This window comes from Paramesorhizobium salinisoli, from assembly GCF_003335045.1.
In the GTDB taxonomy this organism is placed as follows: domain Bacteria; phylum Pseudomonadota; class Alphaproteobacteria; order Rhizobiales; family Rhizobiaceae; genus Paramesorhizobium; species Paramesorhizobium salinisoli.
In genome coordinates, this window is record NZ_QOZG01000004.1 from 469,406 (window position 1) to 494,410 (window position 25,005).

Here is a 25,005-nt window from a genome sequence, read left to right on the forward strand (position 1 = left end):
CTTCACGTCCGACAAGCCAGGCTGTTTGACAATTTTTCTAATGAGTAGTCTTTGTTATTCTTGAAGTTTTCCAGTTCTCCTACAAAATTGCCCTCTGTCGTGAGTTGATGAACTGTATAAGTTCGGCGACTGCTTTATAGAATTCCGGGGCTATGGTCTGATCAACCTTCATCTGCTTATACAATGATCTTGCAAGTTGCACATCCTCGAATATCGGGATGTTATTTGCCTCGGCGATTTCCCGAATTTTCAGGGCGATCAGATCCTGTCCCTTGGCGACGACCACTGGCGCGGCGTCCTGCGCAGGCTGGTAGCGCAATGCTACCGAGAAATGTGTCGGATTGGCGATGACGAGGGTGGCCGTCGGCACTGATGCGATCATGCGCCGCCGGGCTCTGTCGCGTCCGAGCGAACGCTGGCGCGCCTTCACCAATGGATCGCCTTCCGATTGTTTGTGCTCGTCCTTGATCTCTTGCTTGGTCATGCGCAATTCGCTGCGCCAGTGAAAGCGCGACCAGGCGATGTCGAAGCCTGCCAGAAGGGTGATGGCGATTGCGTTGGCGGCGAGCAGGCGGATGACATTCTCGCGGATGAATTCCGGAAGCGCTCGGGGGTCGGTGGCGATGGCGTCGGTGAAGAGCGTATTGCTCTTGAAGAAGACGAAAAAGACCACGAGGCTTGCGGCGGAGAGCTTGAACAGGGATTTCAGGAACTCGACCTGGCCCGACCGGCCGAATATGCGCGACCAGCCTTTTGCAAGCGAAATGCGCGAAAACTGTGGGCGTATACGCTCCATCACCAGGACCGGCGCATTCTGGAGTACGGAGGCAGCGATGCCGGCCAAAGGTATGATCACCAATATAGGCAACAGAGCAGTGCCGACGGCAATCGTCAGGATCTGGAAAAGCTGGCCGGCATCTTCGCTGCCGTTGAGTTGCCAGTCCTCGGGTCGGTCGATCAGTTCAGCCAAGAAGAAGGTGAGCTTGGCGACGCCAGGCGTGGCGATGAAGACCGCGATGAGCAGAAAGGCGAGCACCGATGCCAGGATTGGCGCCTCCTTCGAGAATGGCAGATTGCCTTTCTCCACCGCATCGCGAATCTTCTGCTCGGTCGCCTCTTCCGTTTTACTTTCTTTATCGGGAGCGTCTGACATGAGGTCGCGGCGGGGCGGGGGCGGCCGCCGGTCAGGCGGCGGCGCCTTCCGCTTCGAGATCGATCACGCCGCGTTCCGACAGGGCGATAGCCGTGCGGGCGATGGCGCGGCGGGCATCGGCGATATCCTGCGCCGTGATGTTTCCCTGTCCTGATGAAAGCTCCGTTTCCACCATACGCCGGCCGCGTGCCGAGAGCGAGGAGAGAACCAGTTCCTGCAATTTCGCCTCTGCACCCCGCAGTGCGGTGGTGACCTGCTCGGTCTGGACGTCATCGAACAGGAGCAGGCGTGCCCGCTGCGAAAGCCGCACGATATCCTCGAAGGTAAAGAGCTTCGCCTTGATCCGCGCCAGATCGTCCGTGTTGAGATCGGAAAGGCTACCCAGCATGTCGTCGATCTCGAACTTGTCGAGTTGGTTCAGAATATTGGCGATCTGGCCGTGATTGGCCTGTTGCGGACCCTTGTCGGTCTTCCCCGTCACTTCGCGGCGCAGCACATCCTCGAGCAATTCGGACACCGCCGGGGTTACCGTACGGATGTGGAGCGTGCGCTGGACGACGACGCTGCGCAGACCGCCGGGCAGGCCGATGAACAGGCGCGCGGCGATATCCGACGGCAGCTTGGAGATGATGAAAGCGATGATCTGCGGGTGCTGCTCGGCGAGATAGCCCTGCAGGGTTTCGATGGGCACGCGGGTAAGCTGGTCCCAGACCGATTCCTTCACAAGCATCGGTCGCGGCCGCTCATCGAAAAGCGCGTCGACTTCTTCCTGCGGCAGGGCTTCCCGCAAGAGCCCCTCGAAGCGCAGGCCTGCTTCTGAAAGTGATGCGCCGTCCGCGAAGGCGTCTTCGAATTCCTTGACCAGTTCCTCGAAATCGTTGGGCGATATCGGGTCGAGCTTGCGGGCCTGACTGGCAAGCAGGCGCAAATCGTCAGGCTGGAAATGCTTGAGGAGACGTGCTGCCGCAGGCCGGCCGATGGCGACCAGAAGGGCTGCGGCCTTTTGCGGGCCGGACAATGCCCCGATGCCGCGCGCGTCCTCACCGGATTCCATCCCTGTCTCGCTTTCGTACTTTTCGGACATGGGGTGCGCTATTTGCCGATGACTTCGGTCAGGCTGACGCCGAAGCGGGAGGAATCGTCTTCCAGCACGATCACTTCGCCGCGCGCGATGACCCGGCCGTTGACGACGATATCGACGGGATCACCGATCTGCTTGTCGAGGGTAACGACGGCTCCACGTCCAAGCTTCATCAGATTGGCGACCGGCATCGACGTGCCGCCGAGCACTACCTGGACATCGACAGGAATGCCCATGATCAGGTCCAGATTGGGCTTCCCGGTCCCGCTCTGGCTCGTCTGGCGGCCGGCGCGCGGCTCGTCGCTTTTAAGCGCTTCTATCGCTTCGTCGAGTTCGTTGTCCATCAGTCTTCCCTTTGCCTGCGTGATCACGAATAGGTGGCGAAATTATCGGCTACGGAGGCGCTTGCCACCGTACGCCGCACGAAAACCGGCAGCTTGGATGGCTTTGCCTGTGACGGTGTCTGTTCGGGCGCTCTTGCCGGCGCGGGTGCGGCTGTCGCGGCGGTATTGCGGGACGAAATCGAGGTTCGCATCGCGCGGACATCGCCCTGCAGTTCGATGCGGATGCGCTGCATCAGATCGACCGAGCGGGCGATGTCGCGCTGGGCCCTGGCGGATTCTTCCAGGCGCGCGTCCAGCTTCCTGCTCTCGTCGCGGAAATCGTCGTGCTCAGCCTTGAGGGCTGCAAGCGCCCGCTCCAGATTGTCGGAGGATGCGGCGATCTGTTCGGCCATGGAGCGGCCCAGACGGATCATTTCCGTCGCTTTTCGCAGCGCCACGACGACAATACCGATCGAAACGAGCGAAAACACCGCCGAAATCGCATTAACCAGCAGTAAGTTCATCGATAAGATCCTCTTCTTCGCTGACGGGATCGCTGATCCGTACGGTGAAATTGATACCCGTCTTGCCAAGTGTGCATTTGAAAAGCGCCTGATTGCCGCTACGCAGACGCACCTGCTCGATGGCGTCCTTCGGCAGTTTCAGCACCTGGCCGGGCTGCAAGTGCGCGATATCGCCAAGGGTCATCGTACCCTGATGGATGAAAGCCTCGATTCCGACCTTCGCGCGGCTCACCTCCAGCCGTATCTTCTTGGCCCAGGTCGGGTCCGAATGGGCCGACGGCTGGCGCAGCAGACGAGCGATCGCGTCCTGCATCGGACGATGGCAGGACCGGGGCATCAAAAGACGAATGGTTCCGGTCTTGCCTGCCGCCCTGATGGCGAGATTGCAGGAGAAAAGCCGGGACTGGTCGAATTTCTCAAGGTCGAACTCTGCCGTTTCCAACGGTTCGCCGACATGGAATATCTGCTGCTCTCCGCCGGTGAAGACATGATCGAGAGCACCGGCCATATGAGCGAAGAGCTGGCCCGCGATCTTGCGCTCCACGCTGGTGAAGGCTTCGGCGGTTTCGTATGAAGCGAAATTGGCGCCTGCTCCGAACAAAGCCTCCAGCCCGGAAAAGATGAAGGCCCGGTCGGCCACCATGTGGATGGTGCTGCCCCATCTGTCGACCTGGACGGGAACGATCATGCCGTCTTGGGGAATCAGCGCCTCGATTTCAGTTCTTTCGACCGCCTCCACGCCTGAGAGTTCGGTCTCGACGGCAACTGGGGTGAGTTCCCTCAAGCGCGTTGAGAAGGTGGCTGCCGCGTCCCTGAAGACATGGCTGAGTGATTTCAGGTCGTCTACCGACATGCCCGCCGCGCGCAATATGCTTTCGGCCAGAACGTCGGGCTTCTTCTCTTGAGCGAAAGCGGTCATCTCATGCCGCCTGCTGGGCCAGTACGCTGGTCAGCGTTTCCTGCTCGACCACGTCGATCGACGGGCGATCATAAGCGGAAATTGTCTTGCGGCCATATTCCAGCGCGATCTGCGGCAACGCGCCGTTCATATAGGCAAGCAGCGTTTGCTTGACGATAATATAAAGGCGGTTCTTCTTCTCGCGGACGGTCTTTATCTTGGTCGCGATCGGGCCTACCACGGCATAGGAAAAGAAGATGCCGGCGAAGGTTCCGACAAGTGCCGCGCCGATCAGATGCCCCAGCACTTCCGGGGCCTGGTCGAGTGCACCCATGGCCTTGATGACGCCGAGGACGGCGGCGACGATGCCGAGCGCCGGCAGGCCGTCGGCTACCGCGACCATGGCATGATAGGGCTTCAGCTTGTCACGCGCTATGGTATGGATTTCCTCGTCCATCAGCGCCTCGATTTCATGCGAGCGGGCATTGCCGATGATGATCAGGCGGCAATAGTCGCAGATGAAACCGGTCAAGTCCTGATTCTTCAATACGCTGGGAAATGCCTGGAAAATTGGCGATTCCTGCGGGTTATCGACATGAATCTCGACCTCATTTCGCGACTTTGCGCGCAATTCGCGCATCAGGCTGTAGAGAACGCCGAGGATATCGAGATAATCGCGCTGCTTGGGAACGGCGTTGGAGAACGCTTCCATGCAGGCGCGGCCCGTATCCTTGACCGCCGAAAACGGATTGGCGACGAGGAACGTACCAAGGGCGGCGCCGCAGATGATGACGAATTCCCACGGCTGGACAAGAACGCCAACGTGACCGCCCATGGCGATGAAGCCGCCAAGCATGCAGCCGAGGGTGACGACGAGGCCGATGATAATGCCCAAAACATTCTTCTCCTGCTGACATGTTCGACCGCAGCAATAGAGGGGGCGGCTTGCGCGAAGCTTGCCTCGGCTAAACCAGCTTCGGGCAAGCTTCTGGAGCGATAAACGCTGCTATCGATTGAAGGGGCAGTTCGAAGGGCAGGGGCATGGTCGACACATTGACGGGCTATCGCATGATTGCGTCCAACATGACGCGATCCCTGGCGCGCGTATCGAAGGAACCGGTGGTCGAGCGGGAAACCGCTTATTACCTGGAGAATATCGGCAAGGTGAAATCGATCGACGATTTCATGGCCGACGACCGTCTTTACCGATACGCCATGAAAGCGCACGGCCTGGAGGACATGGCCTATGCCAAGGCTTTCGTGCGCAAGATCCTGACCGAAGGCACAAGCGACGATTCGAGCCTTGCCAACACGCTGACCGACAAGCGCTACAGGGATTTCGCCACCACGTTCGATTTCGCCGCGCTCGGCGACAAGACGACTGCTTCCGACAAGGCCAGGCAGGGCGTCGTGGACAAATATGTCCGCCAGACCCTGGAAGAGGAAGCCGGTGACCAGAACGAGGGCGTGCGCCTTGCGCTTTACTTCGAACGCAAGGCCAAGGGGCTGACCAACGCCTATGAAATCCTGGGCGACAGGGCACTCCTGACGGTGGTGCAGACGGCGCTCGGAATACCGTCTGCCGTATCCTACGCCGATATCGACAAGCAGGCGCAGAGGATCGAGCAGCGTCTCGACATCAAGTCGCTTTCCGATCCGAAAGAACTGGCAAAGTTCATGACCCGCTTCACGGCGCTGTACGAGATGAACAATCCCTCGATGGGCAGCGCGTCCTCGGTCGCTTCGCTGCTGCTGGGCGGCACCTCCTCAGTGGGGATCTCGACCGACATCCTGACCACTCTTCAATCCTTCAAACCCGGCGGCAGGTGACCGATACATGCAGAATTCCATCTATGTCGGACTTTCCTCGCAGATAACGCTGGAGCGCCGGCTCGACGCCATCGCGAACAACGTCGCCAACATGTCGACACCGGGCTTTCGCGGCGAGGGTACGAAATTCGATTCGCTCGTCTCCATGAAGGCCAGCGACGACGTTCATTTCGCCTCGGCGGGAAAGAGCTATATCCGTACTGAGGCGGGCCCGATCATCCAGACGGACAATCCGTTCGATGTGGCCGTCAAGGGCGAGGCATGGCTATCGCTCTCCACGCCGCAGGGGCAGGTCTATACGCGCGACGGGCGGATGCAGATGACGCCGGAGGGCGAGTTGCGCTCGGTCATGGGGCATCCGGTGCTCGATGCGGGCGGCCAGCCTCTCATCATCAACCCCAATGGCGGCGCGCCGAAGATTTCGTCGGACGGCGCAATCTATCAGAATGGCGCGCAGGTCGGTGCGATCGGGCTCTTCTCCATCGCGCCTGAGGCCAAGCTGACCTATGCTGGAAACTCTGCCGTCATCCCCGATGTTGCGGCGCAGGCGGTGGTGGACGATGCCAGTGTCGGAGTGGTGCAGGGGGCGATCGAAGGCTCCAATGTCGATGGCGTGACCGAAATGACGCGGCTCATCAGCGTCAGCCGCGCTTTCGAGCAGGTGGATGCGCTGCTGCGGCAGCAGGAAAATACGCTGACTGACGCTGTCAAGACGCTCGGCTCGAAAGCGTGATGGCCGGAACTGCCGACCTGTTGCCCACGGCAAGCCTTTCGTCTGTTGCGGGATTGCCGCTGGAACGGCTGGTGGCGTTCGTGCGCCGCGAATGCTCGGCCCCGTCGCCGCTGGTCGGCATTGGCGGCACGGTCAACGATGTTTCGCGCTCGGTGATCGCGGTACGCGGCATCTCGCAGACGGCGACGCTCGGCGACGGCGTGCTGATGCGTTGCGGGCCAGGGCTCACGCGCGGCGAGATCATCCGTGTGGCGGAAAGCCATGTGCTGATCAAGCCGTTCGACGATCGCGCGGTGCCGGTTCTCGGCGCGCCGGTCTTTCCCGATGGCGCATTGCGCATCGCCCCTTCGCCCGAATGGAAGGGCAGGGTCATCGATGCCCTGGGAATGCCGCTCGACGGTAAAGGACCTCTCGTGCCGGGTCGTGTGCCCATGCCGGCGGATCGCTCGCCGCCGGCCGCGATGCGTCGGGCGCGGGTGGACACGGGTTTGCGCACCGGCGTCAATGTCATCGATATCTTCACACCGATGTGCTTCGGCCAGCGACTGGGCATCTTCGCGGGATCGGGCGTCGGCAAATCGACGCTGCTGGCGATGATGACCAAGGCCACGGATTTCGACACGGTGGTGCTGGCGCTGACGGGAGAGCGCGGGCGCGAAGTGCGCGACATGCTGGACGATACCATGGCTGGTAAGCTCGGCAAGACAATCACGGTGGTCGCCACCGGCGACGAGAGCCCGATGATGCGTCGGCTCGCACCCAACACAGCAACGGCCATCGCCGAATATTTTCGCGACCGGGGCGAAAACGTTCTGCTGATCGTCGATTCTATCACCCGCTTCGCGCATGCGGCGCGCGAGGTAGCGATTGCGGCGGAGGAGCCGCCGGTTTCACGCGGCTATCCGCCTAGCGTCTTCAGCCAGCTTCCGCGTCTTCTCGAACGGGCCGGTCCCGGACTGGAAGGGGGCGGCACGATCACCGGCATCTATTCGGTGCTCGTCGACGGCGACGATCACAATGATCCGGTATCGGACGCAATCCGCGGCACGCTCGACGGGCATATCGTGCTCGACCGGGGCATAGCGGCGCAGGGTCGTTACCCGGCGGTGGATGTTCCAGGCTCCGTCTCGCGGCTTGCACAGCATGGCTGGACGCCTGAGCAGAAGAAGCTCGTCACCCAATTGCGTGGGCTGATCGCGCGTTTCGAGGAGACGCGCGACCTGCGCGCCATCGGCGCCTATCAAGCGGGCAATGACGGCTTTCTCGACCAGGCGGTGACGCTGGTGCCAAAAATCTACGAGGCGATGCAGCAGACGCCCGACATGCCGGTTTCGATCGATCCCTACAATGATCTTGCTGCCGCCCTGCGCGGCAAGGAGAATGCATGAGCCGCGAAGAACAGAAGAACGTCCCGCCTCCCGCTCAACCCACGTCCTGGCCGCCTGCACCGGCAAAAAAGATCGACAGCTATCTGAAGGCAGCAGGGGTGGCGCTTGCCGCCGGCTGCGCCATGCTGCCCTTCGTCGTCTATCTCGATCGCGTCGAGCCGCCACAGCAAAATGCTGCGCCAAAGAATGTCCGCGATCCGCTGGACCGGTCGAAACAGACCGTCTTTCGCCGGATGAATCCGTTTGCTCCGTCCGAGACCGTCGCGGCAAAGCCCGAGCTCGATCCCAATCCAACCGGCGCCACCATGTCGAACGGCAAGGGACAGCCGCGGGCCGCGGGAGCGGAAGAGGCGTCGCCCGACAAGCAGCCTTTTCCGGGCAAACCGGTATTCCTGCTGCGCGAGGTGGTCGGCGGCATGGCGATGATCGAAGATGGCGCGGGTTACTGGTTCGTGGAAAAGGGCTCGCTGCTTCCCGATGGCAGTACGCTCACCGCGCTGAGCCGAAGCGACGGGGCCGGCACCTGGCAGCTCAAGACCTCAACGGGTGATGTGATCGAACAGACCCAATAGAAACGTTCGCCTCAAGAACATACCGGCACAAGTCTCGCGCAAGATTCGGCGCATAGGTTAACGAAAGTTAAACGGGGTAAGGCAGGCGGATAGAATCATGGGGCCGATTCATCTCTTCGATCTGGCTTCACGGCAGGCGCAATGGCTTTCCGTGAAGGAGGCAGCGATTTCGAGCAATGTGGCGAACGCCAATACGCCCGGCTTCAAAGCGCGCGATGTCGATCCGTTCAGCGATGTCCTGGAAAAAACGCAGCTCAGCATGGCGGCGACCGATCCGCACCATCTCGAAGTCAATGCCACCGGCATCAGCGCCGTTCAGATGCGTCAGGACAACATCATCGAGACCACCCATTCCGGCAATACCGTCAGTCTTGAGCAAGAAATGATCAAGGCCGGCGAAGTCAGCCGCGATTTCTCCCTCAATACCAGCATCGTCAAGGCATTCCATCGCATGATGCTGACCGCGGTGAAGGGATAGACCATGGCCGATCCCATCATCAGCGCGTTGAAGGTGGCGGCGTCGGGTCTCGACGCGCAATCGACACGACTGCGCATCGTCGCCGAGAACATGGCCAACGCCCAGTCGACGGGCAAGACGCCTGATGCTGATCCATACCGGCGCAAGACGGTTTCGTTCCGAACCGAACTCGAGCGCACGACCGGAACGCAGGAGGTTCGCGTCGCCGAGGTCGGCACCGATTCCTCCCCTTTCGTCGAGCAATATGATCCGAGCCATCCGGCGGCGGATGCGAGAGGCTATGTCAAATATCCCAACGTCAACATGGTGGTCGAGATGGCCGACATGCGGGAGGCAAACCGTTCGTATGAAGCCAATCTCCAGGTGATCAAGCAGGCACGCGAGATGATCGCCATGACCATCGACCTTTTGAGGAACTCGTGATGATTGATTCGTTGTTGAGCGTTTCCACCCGCAACGCCCTGTCGAGCCTGTCGGAAGCCGTCGGTGAAGCCGGTGCGGCGGGCGCCATCGCTCCCGCAAAGCCGTCCGCTGCCGGTCAGCCTTCGGTCGGCGGCGCCTCGTTCGGGGACGTGCTGTCGCAACTGACGGGATCAATGGGCGACAAGATCAGGAATGCCGAGGCAATGTCGATTTCCAGCATGACCGGCGACGTGCCAACCCGCGAAGTGGTCAATTCGGTCATGGAGGCCGAGCAGTCGCTGCAGACGGCCATCGCCATCCGCGACAAGATCGTCCAGGCCTATCTCGAAATCAGCCGGATGCAGATCTAGGCTTGAGGAAAACACCATGAAAGCGCTCACCATCGCGGCAACGGGCATGAATGCCCAGCAGCTCAATCTCGAAGTCATCGCCAATAATATCGCCAATATCAACACGACCGGGTTCAAGCGTGCGCGGGCGGAATTCTCCGACCTGATCTACCAGGCTGAGCGAACGGCTGGCGTGCCGAACCGCGCCAACCAGAACATCGTGCCCGAGGGCGCGCTGGTCGGGCTCGGCGTGCAGACGGCGGCGGTGCGCAACCTGCATATCCAGGGCAGCCTGTCGCAGACCGGCAATCCGCTCGATGTCGCGCTGACCGGGAATGGCTGGTTCCAGATCCAGAGCCCGACGGGTGAGACGTTCTATACGCGGGCAGGCGCCTTCAACAAGAATGCCGATGGGCTACTCGTCACAATCGACGGCAATCCGGTGGAGCCGGCTATCACCATCCCGGCCGGAGCGGTGGAGGTAACGATCTCGGAATCCGGGCAAGTCTTCGCCAAGCTGCAGGATCAGGTCCAGCAGGTCGATCTCGGCCAATTGACGCTGGCCAATTTCACCAATGAGGCGGGGCTCGAACCGCTCGGCGACAATCTCTATCGCGAGACCGAAGCGTCAGGCGCACCGATTGTCGGCGTTCCCGGAGATCCGGGTTTTGCCACTTTGACGCAGCGCTATCTCGAAGCGTCCAATGTCGATCCGGTCAAGGAAATCACCGAGCTGATCACGGCGCAGCGCGCCTATGAAATGAACTCCAAGGTGATCCAGGCGGCGGACGAAATGGCTGCGGTCGTTTCGAAGAATTTGCGCTGACGGAGGCTCTGATGACTTGGGGAAAGGCGAGGCGTAAAATGGCAAGGCTGTGGACCGCTGCACTGGCAGGCATCGCGGCGTTTGCCTTTGCGCCCGCCGCCCTTGCCGACCGTATCTCGTTCGTGGTGCCGTCCGCCGTCATCTATCCCGGGCAGACGGTGGGGGATACCGCGCTTCTGGAAAAGCAGTTCACCATCCGGGCGGAGGCGGCGGGGCAATATGCGCTGACGCCGGACCAGGTTACGGGGAAGATCGCGCGGCGCACGCTCTTGCCGGGAAAGCCGATCCTGATCGGCGCGTTGGGCGAACCCTCGCTGGTCAAACGCGGCGTGCCCGCGCCTCTGGTCTATACGGCGGGCGGACTGACGATTACCGCGATGGGGACGCCGCTGGAGCCCGGTTCTGCCGGTGATTTCGTCAAGGTGCGCAATATCGATAGCGGATTGATCGTTTCCGGCACAGTCCAGGCTGACGGCAAGATACAGGTGGGAATGCAGTGAAGCGGAGCATTTCTGTCCTTGTCGCGCTCATGATGGGCATGTCGCCGCTGATGGCGGACGAATCCTCGCGCAAGGCCGGGGACTTTTTTTCTGCCGCGGAAGCTGACGCCGATTGGCTCGGCTCGGGCGGCAATCCCTCGAAAATGGCCTATTCCGATCTCGGCAAGGGCGGCGTGGTCGCGCGGCTGAAGGATATCGCCACCATTCAAGGCGTGCGCGAGAACCAGCTTGTCGGCTATGGCTTGGTCATCGGCCTGAAGGGAAGTGGCGACAGCCTGCGAAACTCGCCTTTCACCGAGCAGTCGATGCGCGCCATGCTCGACAATCTGGGCATCAGCGCGCCGAGCGGCGCGACACGTTCGAAGAATACCGCGGCGGTCATCGTCACCGCCAACCTGCCGGCGTTCGCAGGCGTGGGGTCGCGCATTGACGTAACCGTTTCCTCGCTTGGCGACGCCTCGTCGCTGCAGGGCGGGACATTGGTCATGACGCCACTGACGGGCGCGGACAGCGAAATCTATGCCGTCGCGCAAGGCAATATGATTGTTTCCGGCTTCTCCGCCGAAGGTCAGGCGGAAACACTGACGCAGGGCGTGCCAACCAGCGGGCGCATTCCAAACGGTGCTCTCGTGGAGCGCGAGGTGAAGGGTAATTTCGGCAAGGAAGGCGAGCTCGTCGTCGAATTGCGCGATCCCGATTTCACCACGGCTATCCGGGTCACCGATACGATCAACATCTTCGCCAAGCGCCGTTACGGCCAGCCGGTGGCGAAGGAGCGCGATGCCAAGTCGATCCGGCTGCGCAAGCCGAAGAATGTGACCGCCGCCCGGTTTCTGGCGGAACTCGAAGGCCTGCCGGTGGCGACCGACGAGATCGCCCGCGTGGTGGTCGACGAGCGTACCGGCACCGTCGTCATCGGCGACAAGGTGCGCATCTCGAGAGTTGCCATCAGCCATGGCAGCCTGACGGTGCGCGTCACCGAAACGCCTGTGATCTCGCAGCCGGAGCCGTTTTCCGACGGCGTGACGGCGGTGGAGCCGACGACGAATATAGCGGCTAGCGAACAGCAATCGAAGATTGGCGTGCTTTCCGGCACCAACCTGGAGAATCTCGTCAAAGGGCTCAACCAGATCGGCATGAAGCCGACGGGGATCATCGCGATCCTGCAGGCGATCAAGACATCCGGCGCTCTGCATGCTGAACTGGTGGTGCAATGATGAAAAGAGCATCCAGCTTTTCAGTCATAGCAGGAGCCACTCTTGCGGCCGCCGTTTGGTTTGCGGTTTGCGCAGGCGCGGTACGGGCGCAGGAAACGGGGACGATCATTCCGCAATCGCCTGCCGACGTTGAGGAAATCCAGAAATACTGCAGCAATATCACCGATAACGCGGCAGATGCGCGTTATGCGATCCAGGCAAAGGAGCTTGCCGACCTCAGGGCCGAGGTGGATCAGCGCGTCAGGGCGCTTGAGGAAAAGCGCAAGGAGTATGAGGTCTGGCTGCAGCGGCGTAATGAGTTCGTCGACAAGGCGCAGGATTCGCTGGTCGATATCATCTCCAAGATGAAGCCGGATGCAGCGGCGGCGCAGATGGCGCTGATCGGCGACGAAGCTGCAGCCGCGCTTCTGCTCAAGCTCAGCCCGCGCATGTCGAGTGTGATCCTCAACGAAATGCCGCCAGAGAAATCCGCGCAGTTGGCGCGTGTCATCGTCGGCGCGCAATCAATTGCCCGGGGTGGCAATGCTCAGGTGCCAAGCAGAATTCCAGGCAGAATTCAATGAACAGAATCATTTCCCTTGTCGTGATCGGGACGCTTGGCCTTTCCGGTTGCGCGAGCCCACTTCAGGAGGTCAACCGCACGCCCGACCTGACGCCGGTCAGAACGGATATCGGTGCGTCCTACGGAATGACCAACGGGTCGCGTTTCCCGTCGCAGCCGGAAAACCATAAATATTCGCTGTGGGAAAAACGCTCGACCAGCTTTTTCCGCGATCCGCGGGCGACCAATCCGGGCGACGTCTTGACCGTCAACATCTCGATCAACGACAAGGCCAATCTGGACAATAAGAGCGGCCGGCAGCGGGTTTCGTCCTCACTTTACGGGCTTGGCGGCGAGTTTTCGACAAGCGGCGGCTCAGCGGGCGATTTCTCCGGTTCGCTCAATAGCAAGTCCGACAGCCGCTCGACGGGGCAGGGCGTGGTCGAGCGCAAGGAGGAGATCAGGCTCTCCATTGCGGCCATTGTCACCGATATCCTGCCCAACGGCAATCTGGTGATCAGCGGTTCTCAGGAGGTGCGGGTCAACAACGAACTGCGCGTTCTCAACGTGGCTGGTGTCGTGAGACCGCGCGACATCTCGGGCTATAACACGATTTCATACGACAAGATCGCCGAGGCGCGCATTTCCTATGGCGGGCGTGGACGTATCAGCGAGATCCAGCAGCCGCCTTACGGCCAGCAGATCCTCGACCAGATTTCTCCATTTTGAGCGGGCAGGCATGAGCGACCAGACGAAATCCCCCGCAAATCCCGAGGGTGGAAAGGCAGCCATCGGTCCGCTGATGGGAACCCTCGCCGCCGTCGCGATGCTGACGGTGGTTGCCGGCGGCGGCGGATGGCTTCTCGGCGGCTATATCAGCGGAACGGGAGAAATGGCCGGACCGGTTTCCGGCGGTGCGGCGCCGAGCAAAGAGCCGGGCAAGGGACATGAAGCCCAACCTCTCGGTAACGTGATTGAGCTGAAGCCGATCCTGACCAATCTTGCAGTACCGTCCACGACATGGGTGCGCCTGGAATCGGCGTTGGTTGCCAGACCCGGCGAGGATATCGCGCCTGAATTGGCGATGAAGATTTCCGACGATTTCATGGCCTTCATGCGCAGCGCCAGCCTGATGCAACTGCAGGGCGCGACAGGGCTTGCCTATCTGCGCGCCGATCTGGAAGAACGCGCCAAGCTGCGCTCCGACGGCAAGGTGGAGCGGGTTTTCATTTCCTCGCTGGTGGTGGAATGACGAAACGCCTTTTCCTCGTTGCCGCCTTCCTGTTCCTTGGCGTGCAAGGAGCTGCGGCGCAGATCCCTTCGCTTGAAGGCCTGATTCCTGCCGGCAGCGGTGCGGCGAGCGGGCAGATCGTCCAGCTCGTTGGCCTTCTGACGGTATTGTCGATTGCGCCGGGCCTCCTGATCATGGTGACGAGCTTCACGCGCTTCGCCATCGCCTTCTCCATGCTGCGCTCGGGGCTCGGGTTGCAAACCGCGCCGGCCAATCTGGTGATGGTCAGCCTTGCGCTGTTCATGACCTTCTATGTCATGGCGCCGGCTTTCGATCGGGCGTGGCAGAACGGGGTGCAGCCGCTGATGCGCAACGAGATCGCGCAGGATGTCGCGCTACGCGAGATCGCGTCGCCGTTCCGGGAATTCATGCTGCGCCAGGTGCGCGACAAGGATCTGCGGCTGTTCGAGGATCTGGCCGATCCCTCTTTCCGAACCGCCGAAGACGGTGTGGTCGACCTGCGCATTCTGATCCCCGCCTTCATGATTTCGGAGTTGCGGCGCGGCTTCGAGATTGGCTTCCTGATCGTCCTGCCTTTCCTGGTGATCGATCTGGTCGTTGCCACGCTCACGATGTCGATGGGTATGATGATGCTGCCACCGACAGTTCTGTCGCTGCCATTCAAGATCCTGTTCTTCGTGCTCATCGATGGCTGGAACATTCTTGTCGGCAGTCTGGTCCGCTCTTTTTCCTGATCGACAACGTTTTCTGCGGCGTTAAAATATTGGTAACAATTGCTGTGTAAGGATCACGGCATGACGGAATTGCCGCAACGGCAATAGGCATGATGCCGCTCCGCCATGCCGGTATCAGTCCGGCCTGTCCCTAAAAAATCAATCCATAACCGCGTGACCCTTTGGGGATCATGTTTTGAAAAGGGGCAATACCCATGGCCAGTATTCTGACCAATTCTTCCGCTTTGACTGCACTCCAGACGCTGACGTCGACCAACAAGGCGCTCGAAACCACCCAGAACCGTATTTCCACGGGCCTGCGTATCAGCGAAGCCTCCGACAATGCGGCTTACTGGTCCATCGCAACCTCGATGAAGTCCGACAACAAGGCGCTTTCCGCCGTTCAGGACTCGTTGGGCCTTGGAGCCGGCAAAGTCGACACCGCCTATTCGGCGATCAACAAGATCAAGGACGCGGTCGACGAAATCAAGACGAAGCTCGTTTCGGCACTTGGTGCGAGCGCCGAAAACAAGGGCAAAATCGAAACCGAAATCACGTCGCTCGTTTCGAACATCAATTCGGCGCTCAGCAATGCCAATTATGCAGGTTCGAACCTTCTCAATGGCCCCACAGCAGATCTGGAAGTCGTCTCTTCCTACAATCGTTCGGGCGCGACCGTCACGGTTGACAAAATCACTGTGGCTGCTGCCGATACCGATGCTCAAACAATGGTTGCCACTATCGTTGGAGCCGGCTTTTTCACATCGGCTACGGCGGATGCTGATATCGAGACGAAGTTGGGCGAGGTAGAAACGGCTCTGGCAAGTCTTACGACCGGTGCTGCCACGCTCGGCGCTGCCAAGTCACAGATCGATAGCCAGAGGAGCTTCCTGTCCGGTCTGCAGGACTCCATCGAAAAGGGTGTGGGTACGCTGGTCGATGCCGACATGAACAAGGAATCGGCGCGTCTGTCGGCTCTGCAGGTTCAGCAGCAGCTTGGTGTTCAGGCTCTGTCGATCGCTAACTCGAGCAACCAGAGCATCCTTTCGCTGTTCCGCGGATAAGCGGTATTTGATAAAAGCGGGGGGCCGGGGGACCGTGCGGGGGGCACGGTCCCTTGCCGCATTTTTGGGCAGCTTAAAAAGCAGACAAGTTCACCGCTCTAACTTCGCGCAAGCTTCGCTCGCTATGGTCGCCATGAAATGATGGCGGCGGGTGGTGATGCAGAAGAATTTCCAGCAATTTCTCGAACAGGTTTCAAGCGCCCTGGCCAGGCTGGGCACGAGGCGGTTGGTCGCGCTGGGGCTCATGGGCGCTGCGCTGTTCGGCACGATCCTGTTCTCGAGCTTCTATTTCAGCCGGGCCCCTTATGAGACGCTCTATGTCGGGCTGAGCCGCGACGACGTCAACCGCATGGGCATGGCGCTCGGCGAGGCCGGTATTCCGTTCGATGTAAAGTCGGACGGCACGTCCATTCTCGTGCCCTTCGGGAAGGCAGAGCAGGCGCGCATGCACCTGGCGGAAAAAGGGCTGCCGACCAGCAACAACGCGGGTTATGAGCTTTTCGATAATATGGGTTCGCTGGGGCTGACATCCTTCATGCAGGAGATCACCCGGGTCCGCGCCCTCGAAGGCGAGATCGCCCGGACCATCCAGGCGATCAGAGGTATAAAGGCCGCACGGATACACATCGTCCTTCCCGAAAAGGGAAGCTTCCGACGCGGGGACCAGAAGCCTTCGGCTTCCGTCGTCATCCGCACCGAGGGCGGCTTTGCAGCCGAATCGGCGCAGTCCATACGCCAACTCGTGGCTGCCGCCGTTCCCGCGCTCGACGCGGCCTCAGTGACGGTCATGGATACCAATGGCCGACTTCTCGCGTCGAGCAGCGATCATACCAATGGCGCGGCGGTAATGTCCGCATCACTGGAGCAGCAGGTGGCTGCCTCGATCGATGACAATATACGCAAGGCGCTGGCGCCCTATCTCGGTGTAGGCCATTTCCAGACCAGCGTGCAGGCGGTGCTCGATACGGACCGCAAGCAGATCAACGAAACGGTGTTCGATCCGGATTCCAGGGTCGAGCGGTCCGTTCGCGTGGTGCGGGAAAACGGCGCCTCGCAAAATTCGAAAAACGATAATGCGACTGGCGTCGAGCAGAACATCCCGCAAGAGGAAATCCAGAGCAAAAACGGCGAAAGCTCTACGGAAAAGACCGAGCGGCGCGAAGAGCTTACCAATTACGAGATCAACAGTAAGACCGTCTCGACAGTCAGCGACGGCTATTCAGTCAAGCATCTGTCAATCGCCGTGGTCGTCGATCAGGCGCGGCTTCTCGCTTCGGCAGGAACGACACCGCCTCCGGGAAATTTCGTCGATGAACAGGTGGCGAAAATCCGCGATCTCGTCTCAACGGCGGCAGGGCTCAATGCCGCGCGCGGCGATGTGATCAATGTCACGGCGTTGAATTTCATGGATCCGGCTGGAGAGGAGATGGAGCCCGCTTTCACGCCGATATCGGAACTGATCCTGCGCCAGGCGGGTAGCCTGATCAATGCTGCAGCGCTGATCGGCGCGGTCGCGCTGATCATATGGTTCGGCGCCCGGCCGCTGATGCGTGAGATTGCCGGCAATCGGGCTGTGGAGGCTGCAGCGCAGCGCGAGGCGGGCGAGATCGCCATTCCGGATTTCACCGGGACGGGGCAGTTGGCGAATGTGGGCGCATCTGGCGAGACGGCGCTGTCGGGCGCTGCGGCCTATGCGGCGCAGGCGCAGGAGAGCCTGGGCGATCTTCGCCAGCGGATGCGCGCGCCGGCGCGCTACCGGCTGGAGCAGATGATCGAAATGGACGAGGAGCGCGTGGCGGCGGTTCTCAAGCAGTGGGTGCATGAAGAAACGCGGGCTCCCGCCGAGCAGCGCGGCTTTGTTGGCCAGGAAGCCGAACGCAGGGCTGCATGACCATGAGCGATCTTTCCATCGCCAGCTTCCTCTCCGATTTTTCGCCGCGGCGGATTCCTGACGAGCGGGTGATCATTCTTCCTGCTGCATCGGAGCCGATTTCCTCTGAGGAGGGCGAGCCGGACGAAGATGTGTCTCCGGAACAGGCGTTTGAAGAAGCCGTCGATATCGAGCTTCAGCTAAAGCAGGCCTTCGAGGCAGGACGCGAAGCGGGGCGGGCAGAAGCGGACGCGCTCTATGAAGCGGAAAAACAGCGCGTACAGCGTGTGCATGAGGAGGAAATTGCTGCAGTCAGGGCATCTGTCCTGAACGAAACCGCCGATCGCCTGTTGATGCGGTTGAACGAGGGGTTCGCCGCGCTGGAAGTTTCCTTCTCGCTGCAGGTCACACATCTGATCTCGCCGCTTGTTGCAGCGCATGTGACGGGAAATACGGTCGCGGATTTCGCCCGCGCGGTTGCCGGTACGGTTCGCCCCGCAGCGGTCACGGAAATACGCGGCCCGCGCGATCTCATCGAGGCGCTGCGCAGCACGGACGGATTTGAGCATGAAGAGTTCGTGCTTATAGAGGCGGAGCAGGCGGAACTCAGCATGAAACTGGGCGAGATGGTTGTCGAAACGCGGCTCTCTCCCCTGCTGGCCGAATTGAAAGCCCTGATACGATGAATATCGATCCTGAAACCAAGCGGGAGATCATCATCGTGCGCCGCGGCCATGGCGGCGACCATGAAGAGCATCATGGCGGTGTCTGGAAGATCGCCTATGCGGATTTTATGACCGCCATGATGGCGTTCTTCCTGGTCATGTGGCTCATCAACGCCACCAATGAGGAAACCAAGGCGGCGGTGGCGAGCTATTTCAATCCGGTCAAGCTGATCGACAGGCACTCAAGCCGCAAGGGCGTGGAGGAGATCGACCTCAACGAGGGCAAGGTCCGCTTCCAAAGCGACAAGGCGACAGAAACAGGCACCAAGGTCATCAATGACTCAAAGGCCCAGACCCCGTCGGAAAGCGAAGAGCGGCTGATGTTCAAAGAACCTTACGCTGTGCTGGCGGAGATCGCCAATGAGACCGGCGTCATGCAGAATCAGTCGAAAGCGGGCGAGGGCGGTGCCGCCACCGCCGGTCCGCTGACAGGTTCCGAAGGGGGGAAAGCCTATCGCGATCCGTTCAATCCGGATTATTGGTCGAATCGTGTCGATGATGAACTGTTTCCGGTAACGGCAGAGCCTGCGCCGGTCCGCCCGCCAAGCACGGCAGCAAGGGAAGCGGCGCCAGAGGCGCAGGCATCCGGCGCTGAGAAAACCGAAAAAACAGCGGCTGCCGACATAAAGGATCAGGCGGAGAAATCCGGCAGCGCATCTGAAAAAGTGGAAAGCCGGTCGCAGGAGAAGGATAGCGGGAAAGATCTGGCCGAGGCTGAAAAGCTGGCGCAGGAGATCAGCCGAGCGACGGCAGCGGCCAAGGAGCCGAACAGCCCCGATATCACCGTCGTGCCCGCCGATGGCGGCGTCATGATCCAGCTGACCGACAAGATCGACTACGGCATGTTCGCCATAGGCTCCGCCAAGCCGGATCGCCGGGTGGTCGAGGTTCTGGAAAAAATCGCCAAGATCATCGCCAGCAGGCCGGGCAGCGTCATCATCAGCGGGCATACCGATGCACGGCCCTTCAAGAGCGCTTCTTACGACAATTGGCGGCTTTCTTCAGCGCGCGCGCAGATGGCCTATTACATGCTGGTACGCGGCGGTCTCGATGAAAAGCGGATACTGCGCGTCGAAGGATATGCCGACCGGCAGCCGAAAAACCCCGGGGATCCGAATGCTGCGGAAAACCGGCGTATCGATATCTTCCTGAAGACGGCTCCATGATGAGGGGTGTTCGACGCTCCTTGCGTGCCGCGGTACTAGCGATGGCTTCGTCAGCCATCGTGTTATCGGGTGGCGCGTTCTGCGCGGCGGCGGTGGCGGCCTCATCCTTGCCGGTGCTGGAGCCTTATCAGCTCGTGCGTTCGTTGCGTATGCTCCAGGACCAGGTCGTCTCCGGCAAGCCCGAGGCGCTTGCCATGCTCAACCGTGTCCTGGGGCGCATCGCGCAGCAACTACAGGCTAGCCCGCCCGAGGTCTGGTCCAAGGCGGAAAACCTTTATGCGGCGGTGGTCTATCTCCTGAATGGCGGCAATCCGGAAGTGGTGAGGGCCATTCTGACGGCTGCTCCGCCGGAGAGCCTGCCTCCGCGTCTCGTTGCCGGCGCTCTCGCCTATGCGGATGCGAATTCGGCGGAGGTGGTGCAGCAGTTCGCAGATCCGTTGCCGCCGGGTGCGCCCAACGAGCTTTTGGCCTCGATCTATCTGGTGACGTCTCCGCAAATCGCCGCGGCAGATCCTTCCCTGGCGATGAAACGCCTCGACATGGTGCGCGTTTCCGTGCCGGGCTCGTTATTCGAAGAGGCGGCGATCCGGCGCAGCCTCAAAATTGCGGCGCGGCTCGGCGATGCGGCCAAGGTGCAGGGGCTTGCGCGGAATTATCTCCAGCGCTTTTCCCGCTCGCCTTATGCGGAAGATTTCTTTGTGCAGTTCGTCGATGCGCTTCTGCAATTGAAGGACAGGATCGGGAACGAGCAAATAGCGGAGGTGGCGCGGCTTGCCAGACCGCCGGCACGACACGCCCTCTACCTGCGCGTGGCGCGCGGCGCGCTTCTGGACGGGCAGATGGAACGTGCGCGGTTCATTTCGGCCAAGGCGGTTGAGATGGCGAAACAGCTGCGATTGGACGATACCCAGGCGAGGCTCTATTCGGCTGCGAGCAAGGCCGGGTCGATGCGCGCGCAAGACGCCGTCCGTACGCTGTCGGAGATACCACGGGAGCGTCTGCATGAACGCGACAAACGCTTACTCGATGCTGCCGAGGCGATGGCCGGGCGGGTCGTCCGGGAGCCGGCACAGCCTGCATCCGGTTCCGCCCTGCCGCCGAAGGCCGAGGCGGCTGCGGCTTCCACTGGCGATGAAACCGATCCGACATGGGCGCGGTCGCACAGTGAGCCCGACAGGCCTGATCCAGCAGTGCAGGAGACCATGGACGATACCAAGAAGAAGCTGGCCGAAATCGACCGATTGCTGGAAAAGGCGACGCAATGACGATCAAGGATATCCTCCCGCAGATGATGCGTTCCCTGGCGCGGCCGGCGCATGTGGACGAGGCGAGATCCAAGCTGCACGCCGGTGGGGATGCCGCCGATCTGAACCCGGCGGTAGCGTTCGAAACGCTCGTCAAGGGATTTGGCGGCAAGGCGGAAGAGCGGAGCAGCAGGATTTCGGAGGCTGAGGAAGCCGGCGACGAAGAGAAAAGCGGCGATATGCCTCCCGTCAAGGAATCGCCGCCCATCTCGGCCATTGCCGCACAAGCCATGCTCTCGTTCGATCCCTCGCGGATCAAGCAGGTGGAGGCGGCGACGGCTGCGGGGAATTCGGCAGATGCTTTAGCCATCGATGTGGACGACGCCGGAAAGCCCGGAGCAGGCCGTCCAGATATGGGCGATGAAATTCTTGTCGATGAAAGCGCCGATGCGGAACTGTATGGCACGAAGGCCGATGGAAAAACGGCGAAACCGGGAGATATGGCGGCTGTGCCTGTTACAACCCGGCAGGAAAAGGGCCACCCTGCTCCCGATGGAACGGACAAGCCGGATGACAAAACGCCGGTGCCTGTTTCGACCGACGACAAAATTGCCTCATCGGGTGGAGGTGAGGGAAATCGGCGCCAGGATGCTGCGAAAGCCGATCCAAGCGCTTCCAAGCCTGACCTAAAGGAGCCGGCTGTCAAAGGACGTGGTGGCGAGGCTGCCGATAGTGGCGCGATGACGCCAAACACGCAAAATCGGCCCGGCGGAGCCAACAGTTCCCCTGGCCTGGCGAATGCCGCGGCTGCGCCGGTAAAGCAGGCAATCCATATCGCCGGCGTGGAAATCGTCTCGGAGCGCAGCTACGGGACGGTGAAGACCCTTAACATCCGGCTGCAGCCGCTCGATCTTGGGACCGTTACCGCCAGGTTGCGGATGGTCCCTGACGGCATGCAGGTAGAGCTGGTGGCGGACAGGCGCGAGACGGCGGACCGGCTTGCGGCCGACCGGGATATGTTGGGCAAAGCGCTGCAGTCGGTGGGGCTGAGCGACAATGCCGTCGTCGCCATCACGGTGACGGAACGCGGAAATCCCGCCACCTCCAATGCAGCAGGCAACCAGGCGGGACAGCAGAATTTCACCGCTCAAGATCAGACCGGTGGGCGTAACGGAGGGCATCCGCAGGCCACTATGCAGGGAGAAGGCAATGGCAATCGTGATCAGCGCCGAACGTGGAATTCGGACGATCAGGCGCAGGCGAACGCTCCAGCTTCGCCTCTGGATCCGCGTGGTGGCCGCCGTCTGTCTCGCGGCATTGTCGTCTAGCATCCTTGCACTGGGGGCAGGGCCGGCGCGGGCGGAAAATGTCTGCGAACGCGAAATGCACAAGGCCTCTGCCAAATACGGAGTCCCGATCGGCATTCTCTACGCCGTCGGCCTGACGGAAACCGGGCGCAAGAACTCGCTGCAGCCCTATGCGATGAACATCGAGGGGCGGGCGGAATTCTTCCCCACGGCCGCCGCCGCATTGGCTGGGTTCGATCAGGCAAGGCGTCAGGGGGCCAAGCTGATCGACCTTGGCTGCATGCAGATCAACCATTATTTCCACGGCAAGGAATTCTCATCGGTTGCACAGATGCTGCTGCCAAGGGCGAATGTCGACTACGCCGCACGCTTCCTGAAGCAGCTTCGCGCCCGCGAAGGCAACTGGACCCTCGCTGTCGCCCGCTATCATGCTGGACCAAACAATGACCCTGCCCAGAAGAAATATGTTTGCCGGGTAATGGAAAACATGGTGGCGACGGGTTTCGGAAACTGGACTCCCCAAGCGCGCGGCTTCTGCCACGCCTGAGCGTAACGTCTTGTTATGAATCGTGAAAGCCAGCTACTGTTAACGTTTTGTAAAGCTCTATAGGGTACTGACCAAGCTCCTGCGGCGATCGCATTTGGTTTGATTTGTTGCTCCGTAGATATCAATGGTTCTTCCCCACTAAATTGCTCCCTATAAATTGGGATTGTTGTCGAGTCATCGCGCCAGTTAGTTGTTGTTCCCACGGGGTAACATACTGATTCGGAGGCGGGCCGATGATTGTGGTTGTGGACGAACGCAATCTAGTCACTAGTGGGTATTCTGCCTGGTTTGGGCGGGAAGGGATTTCAACGACCGGGTTCTCTCCGGCCGATTTCGGCGATTGGGTTGATACGGTCGCGCAGAGCGATATTCTGGCTGTCGAGGCCTTTCTGATTGGTGAGTGCTCCAATCGCAATCATCTCCCGATCAAGATACGCGAACGCTGCTCGGCTCCGGTCATTGCCGTCAATGAGACGCAATCGCTTGAGCACACGTTGGAATTGTTCCAGTCGGGTGTGGACGATGTGGTCCGCAAGCCGGTTCACGTCCGCGAGATCCTGGCGCGTATCAACGCCATCCGCCGCCGTGCGGGCGTAGATGTTTCGGGAATTCAGGTCGGGCCGATCCGGGTTTTCTCGGATGGGCGCGATCCGCAGATCAACGGGATGGAGTTTCTGCTCCCGCGCCGCGAACGGCGGATTCTCGAATATCTCATCGCTAATCGCGGCCGCAGGCTCAACAAGACGCAGATATTCAACGCGATCTACGGAATCTTCGATAGCGAAGTCGAGGAAAACGTCGTTGAAAGTCATATCAGCAAGCTGCGCAAGAAACTGAGGGAAGCGCTGGGCTTCGATCCCATCGATTCGAAGCGCTTCCTCGGCTACTGCATCAATATCGAGTAGCTGAACGGGGCCGGCCCTGCATTGATCGGCCCTCACTTATCCATCCTGCTTCCAGAAAATCGTGAGTGATTCAGAACAGGTTCACGCAAGGGTCGTGAGCTAGCATCGATTCAGGAATCCTCACATCAGGAGATGTAAATGAGCCTTTATGGGATGATGCGCACTGGTGTTTCCGGCATGAATGCCCAGGTCAACCGGTTGTCGGCCGTCGCGGAAAACATCGCCAATGCCAGCACCGTCGGCTACAAGCGCGCCAGCACGCAGTTTTCCTCGCTCGTACTGCCGAGCTCGGATGGCCAGTACAATTCCGGAAGCGTCAAAACCGAAGTGCGCTACGGGATATCCGACCAGGGCGGCATCCGCTCCACGGCATCATCGACCGACCTTGCCATTGACGGAAATGGTTTTTTTGTTGTCAGCAATGCCGATGGCACGCCCTACCTGACCCGCGCCGGATCGTTCGTGAAGGATTCCGTTGGCAATCTCGTCAACACGTCTGGCTACTACCTGATGGGTTATCCCGTCGTCGACGGCAAGGTGAACAACGTTGCGAACGGCTTCCAGGGGCTGGAGAAGATCAACATAGACCAGATGGATCTGGTTGCCGATCCGAGCCGGACAGGCAAGTTTACCGTCAATCTTCCGGCTAACGCTGAAGTTGTTCCCGCACCCCGGGCCGGAGACAATTTGGTGGATTCAAAATTCACCGCCAAGACCTCACTGGTATCCTACGACAATCTCGGCAATCCTGTCGTTCTCGACGTCTATTTCAGTAAAATAGCCGACAATACCTGGCAGGTCGCGGTTTACGACGCCAAGGGGCGGGCCGCAAACGGCGGCTTTCCCTACGCGTCAGCTGCGCTCACCACCCCGACGATGGCGTTTGACGCGACGACCGGCAAACTGACATCGGCCGGCAATGTGGCGATCGCCATCCCGGGGGGGCAGACGCTCGACCTCGATCTTTCGTCGACCAAGCAGCTTGCCGGCGATTACACCGTGTACGAGGCGAATATCGATGGCAGGTCGCCGAGCGCCATCGAAAGCGTCGATATCGACCCGAACGGTTCCGTCGTGGCCCGCTACGAGAACGGAACCCAGCGCGAGATCTACCGCATCGCGCTCGGCAATGTGGCGAGCCCGGACAGGATGGAAGTGCTGAGCGGCAACGTATTCGCGCCGAGCGCCGATTCCGGCGATGTCCAGCTCGGTTTTCCCAAAAGCGGCGGGATGGGCAGCATTTCTTCGGGCGCACTCGAGGAATCCAATGCCGATATCGCCGAAGAGCTCACTGAAATGATCGAGGCACAGCGCAGCTACACCGCCAATTCCAAAGCCTTCCAGACGGGCGCGGATTTGATGGACGTGCTGGTCAACCTGAAGAGATAGCCCTTCT

The 25,005-nt window shown here is 60.5% G+C and carries 29 protein-coding genes; 23 read left to right on the top strand and 6 right to left on the bottom strand.

Annotation, left to right across the window (positions count from 1 at the left end):
- Window positions 1-79: 79 nt before the first annotated feature.
- From flhB to motA, 6 genes are read right to left on the bottom strand one after another with little or no spacing between them, the layout of a single operon-like run.
- Entirely contained in the window at window positions 80-1,153 is a 1,074-nt protein-coding gene (gene flhB, locus DUT91_RS11945) for a flagellar biosynthesis protein FlhB (protein ID WP_114440598.1), read from the bottom strand.
- 31 nt (window positions 1,154-1,184) lie between these two features.
- Window positions 1,185-2,237 (bottom strand): flagellar motor switch protein FliG, encoded by a 1,053-nt coding sequence (locus tag DUT91_RS11950; protein ID WP_114440599.1) that lies wholly within the window; start codon window positions 2,235-2,237, stop codon window positions 1,185-1,187.
- An 8-nt stretch (window positions 2,238-2,245) separates the two neighbouring features.
- On the bottom strand, window positions 2,246-2,578 hold the full coding sequence (gene fliN / locus DUT91_RS11955; RefSeq protein WP_114440600.1) for a flagellar motor switch protein FliN: 333 nt from the start codon (window positions 2,576-2,578) through the stop codon (window positions 2,246-2,248).
- A gap of 23 nt (window positions 2,579-2,601) precedes the next feature.
- Window positions 2,602-3,081, bottom strand: coding sequence for a BAB2_0123 family type IV secretion system effector (locus DUT91_RS11960; protein ID WP_114440601.1), 480 nt, complete (start codon window positions 3,079-3,081; stop codon window positions 2,602-2,604).
- On the bottom strand, window positions 3,062-4,000 hold the full coding sequence (locus tag DUT91_RS11965; protein WP_114440602.1) for a FliM/FliN family flagellar motor switch protein: 939 nt from the start codon (window positions 3,998-4,000) through the stop codon (window positions 3,062-3,064). The genes DUT91_RS11960 and DUT91_RS11965 overlap by 20 nt, the downstream gene beginning before the upstream one ends.
- Before the next feature lies 1 nt (window position 4,001).
- Window positions 4,002-4,874 (bottom strand): flagellar motor stator protein MotA, encoded by an 873-nt coding sequence (motA, locus tag DUT91_RS11970; RefSeq protein ID WP_114440603.1) that lies wholly within the window; start codon window positions 4,872-4,874, stop codon window positions 4,002-4,004.
- A gap of 146 nt (window positions 4,875-5,020) precedes the next feature.
- Here motA and DUT91_RS11975 point away from each other — a divergent pair, with 146 nt between their 5' ends.
- The 23 genes from DUT91_RS11975 to DUT91_RS12085 all read left to right on the top strand — a co-directional run bounded on the left by DUT91_RS11975 (window position 5,021) and on the right by DUT91_RS12085 (window position 24,998).
- Window positions 5,021-5,809, top strand: coding sequence for a DUF1217 domain-containing protein (locus DUT91_RS11975; protein WP_114440604.1), 789 nt, complete (start codon window positions 5,021-5,023; stop codon window positions 5,807-5,809).
- A gap of 7 nt (window positions 5,810-5,816) precedes the next feature.
- Window positions 5,817-6,542, top strand: coding sequence for a flagellar basal-body rod protein FlgF (gene flgF, locus DUT91_RS11980; RefSeq protein ID WP_114440605.1), 726 nt, complete (start codon window positions 5,817-5,819; stop codon window positions 6,540-6,542).
- Window positions 6,542-7,930, top strand: coding sequence for a flagellar protein export ATPase FliI (gene fliI / locus DUT91_RS11985; RefSeq protein WP_114440606.1), 1,389 nt, complete (start codon window positions 6,542-6,544; stop codon window positions 7,928-7,930). The genes flgF and fliI overlap by 1 nt, the downstream gene beginning before the upstream one ends.
- Entirely contained in the window at window positions 7,927-8,502 is a 576-nt protein-coding gene (locus tag DUT91_RS11990; protein WP_245419685.1) for a hypothetical protein, read from the top strand. The genes fliI and DUT91_RS11990 overlap by 4 nt, the downstream gene beginning before the upstream one ends.
- Before the next feature lie 97 nt (window positions 8,503-8,599).
- Entirely contained in the window at window positions 8,600-8,980 is a 381-nt protein-coding gene (gene flgB, locus DUT91_RS11995) for a flagellar basal body rod protein FlgB (protein WP_114440607.1), read from the top strand.
- 3 nt (window positions 8,981-8,983) lie between these two features.
- Window positions 8,984-9,403 carry a flagellar basal body rod protein FlgC gene (gene flgC / locus DUT91_RS12000; protein ID WP_114440608.1) on the top strand — a complete coding sequence of 140 codons (420 nt, stop codon included), beginning with the start codon at window positions 8,984-8,986 and terminating at the stop codon, window positions 9,401-9,403.
- Window positions 9,403-9,753, top strand: coding sequence for a flagellar hook-basal body complex protein FliE (gene fliE, locus DUT91_RS12005; protein ID WP_114440609.1), 351 nt, complete (start codon window positions 9,403-9,405; stop codon window positions 9,751-9,753). Before flgC ends, fliE begins: the two co-directional genes overlap by 1 nt.
- Window positions 9,754-9,769: 16 nt before the next feature.
- Complete coding sequence (gene flgG / locus DUT91_RS12010) at window positions 9,770-10,558, top strand: flagellar basal-body rod protein FlgG (RefSeq protein ID WP_114440610.1); 789 nt, start codon at window positions 9,770-9,772, stop codon at window positions 10,556-10,558.
- A 38-nt stretch (window positions 10,559-10,596) separates the two neighbouring features.
- A complete protein-coding gene (gene flgA, locus DUT91_RS12015; RefSeq protein WP_245419700.1) occupies window positions 10,597-11,058 on the top strand; it encodes a flagellar basal body P-ring formation chaperone FlgA in 462 nt (153 codons plus the stop codon).
- A gap of 29 nt (window positions 11,059-11,087) precedes the next feature.
- Entirely contained in the window at window positions 11,088-12,275 is a 1,188-nt protein-coding gene (locus DUT91_RS12020; RefSeq protein WP_200834956.1) for a flagellar basal body P-ring protein FlgI, read from the top strand.
- A complete protein-coding gene (locus tag DUT91_RS12025) occupies window positions 12,272-12,838 on the top strand; it encodes a MotE family protein (protein WP_114440613.1) in 567 nt (188 codons plus the stop codon). The genes DUT91_RS12020 and DUT91_RS12025 overlap by 4 nt, the downstream gene beginning before the upstream one ends.
- Complete coding sequence (flgH, locus tag DUT91_RS12030) at window positions 12,835-13,545, top strand: flagellar basal body L-ring protein FlgH (protein ID WP_114440614.1); 711 nt, start codon at window positions 12,835-12,837, stop codon at window positions 13,543-13,545. Before DUT91_RS12025 ends, flgH begins: the two co-directional genes overlap by 4 nt.
- Before the next feature lie 10 nt (window positions 13,546-13,555).
- A complete protein-coding gene (locus DUT91_RS12035; protein WP_114440615.1) occupies window positions 13,556-14,068 on the top strand; it encodes a flagellar basal body-associated FliL family protein in 513 nt (170 codons plus the stop codon).
- Entirely contained in the window at window positions 14,065-14,802 is a 738-nt protein-coding gene (gene fliP, locus DUT91_RS12040; protein WP_114440616.1) for a flagellar type III secretion system pore protein FliP, read from the top strand. Before DUT91_RS12035 ends, fliP begins: the two co-directional genes overlap by 4 nt.
- A 194-nt stretch (window positions 14,803-14,996) precedes the next feature.
- Entirely contained in the window at window positions 14,997-15,845 is an 849-nt protein-coding gene (locus DUT91_RS12045) for a flagellin N-terminal helical domain-containing protein (RefSeq protein WP_114440617.1), read from the top strand.
- A 157-nt stretch (window positions 15,846-16,002) separates the two neighbouring features.
- Window positions 16,003-17,736, top strand: coding sequence for a flagellar basal-body MS-ring/collar protein FliF (fliF, locus tag DUT91_RS12050; RefSeq protein WP_114440618.1), 1,734 nt, complete (start codon window positions 16,003-16,005; stop codon window positions 17,734-17,736).
- Between the two features lie 2 nt (window positions 17,737-17,738).
- Window positions 17,739-18,401 carry a hypothetical protein gene (locus DUT91_RS12055; protein ID WP_147272177.1) on the top strand — a complete coding sequence of 221 codons (663 nt, stop codon included), beginning with the start codon at window positions 17,739-17,741 and terminating at the stop codon, window positions 18,399-18,401.
- Window positions 18,398-19,606 carry a MotB family protein gene (locus tag DUT91_RS12060; RefSeq protein ID WP_114440620.1) on the top strand — a complete coding sequence of 403 codons (1,209 nt, stop codon included), beginning with the start codon at window positions 18,398-18,400 and terminating at the stop codon, window positions 19,604-19,606. The genes DUT91_RS12055 and DUT91_RS12060 overlap by 4 nt, the downstream gene beginning before the upstream one ends.
- Entirely contained in the window at window positions 19,603-20,871 is a 1,269-nt protein-coding gene (locus tag DUT91_RS12065) for a chemotaxis protein MotC (RefSeq protein ID WP_114440621.1), read from the top strand. Before DUT91_RS12060 ends, DUT91_RS12065 begins: the two co-directional genes overlap by 4 nt.
- The gene (gene fliK, locus DUT91_RS12070) at window positions 20,868-22,178 is read left to right on the top strand and encodes a flagellar hook-length control protein FliK (RefSeq protein ID WP_114440622.1); all 1,311 of its coding nucleotides are present in this window, start codon (window positions 20,868-20,870) and stop codon (window positions 22,176-22,178) included. Before DUT91_RS12065 ends, fliK begins: the two co-directional genes overlap by 4 nt.
- Window positions 22,060-22,704, top strand: coding sequence for a transglycosylase SLT domain-containing protein (locus tag DUT91_RS12075; RefSeq protein WP_114440623.1), 645 nt, complete (start codon window positions 22,060-22,062; stop codon window positions 22,702-22,704). The genes fliK and DUT91_RS12075 overlap by 119 nt, the downstream gene beginning before the upstream one ends.
- Before the next feature lie 233 nt (window positions 22,705-22,937).
- Window positions 22,938-23,609: a flagellar transcriptional regulator FtcR gene (gene ftcR, locus DUT91_RS12080; protein WP_114440624.1), complete on the top strand. Its 672-nt coding sequence runs from the start codon at window positions 22,938-22,940 to the stop codon at window positions 23,607-23,609.
- A 138-nt stretch (window positions 23,610-23,747) separates the two neighbouring features.
- Window positions 23,748-24,998 (top strand): flagellar hook protein FlgE, encoded by a 1,251-nt coding sequence (locus DUT91_RS12085; RefSeq protein WP_114440625.1) that lies wholly within the window; start codon window positions 23,748-23,750, stop codon window positions 24,996-24,998.
- Window positions 24,999-25,005: the final 7 nt, after the last annotated feature.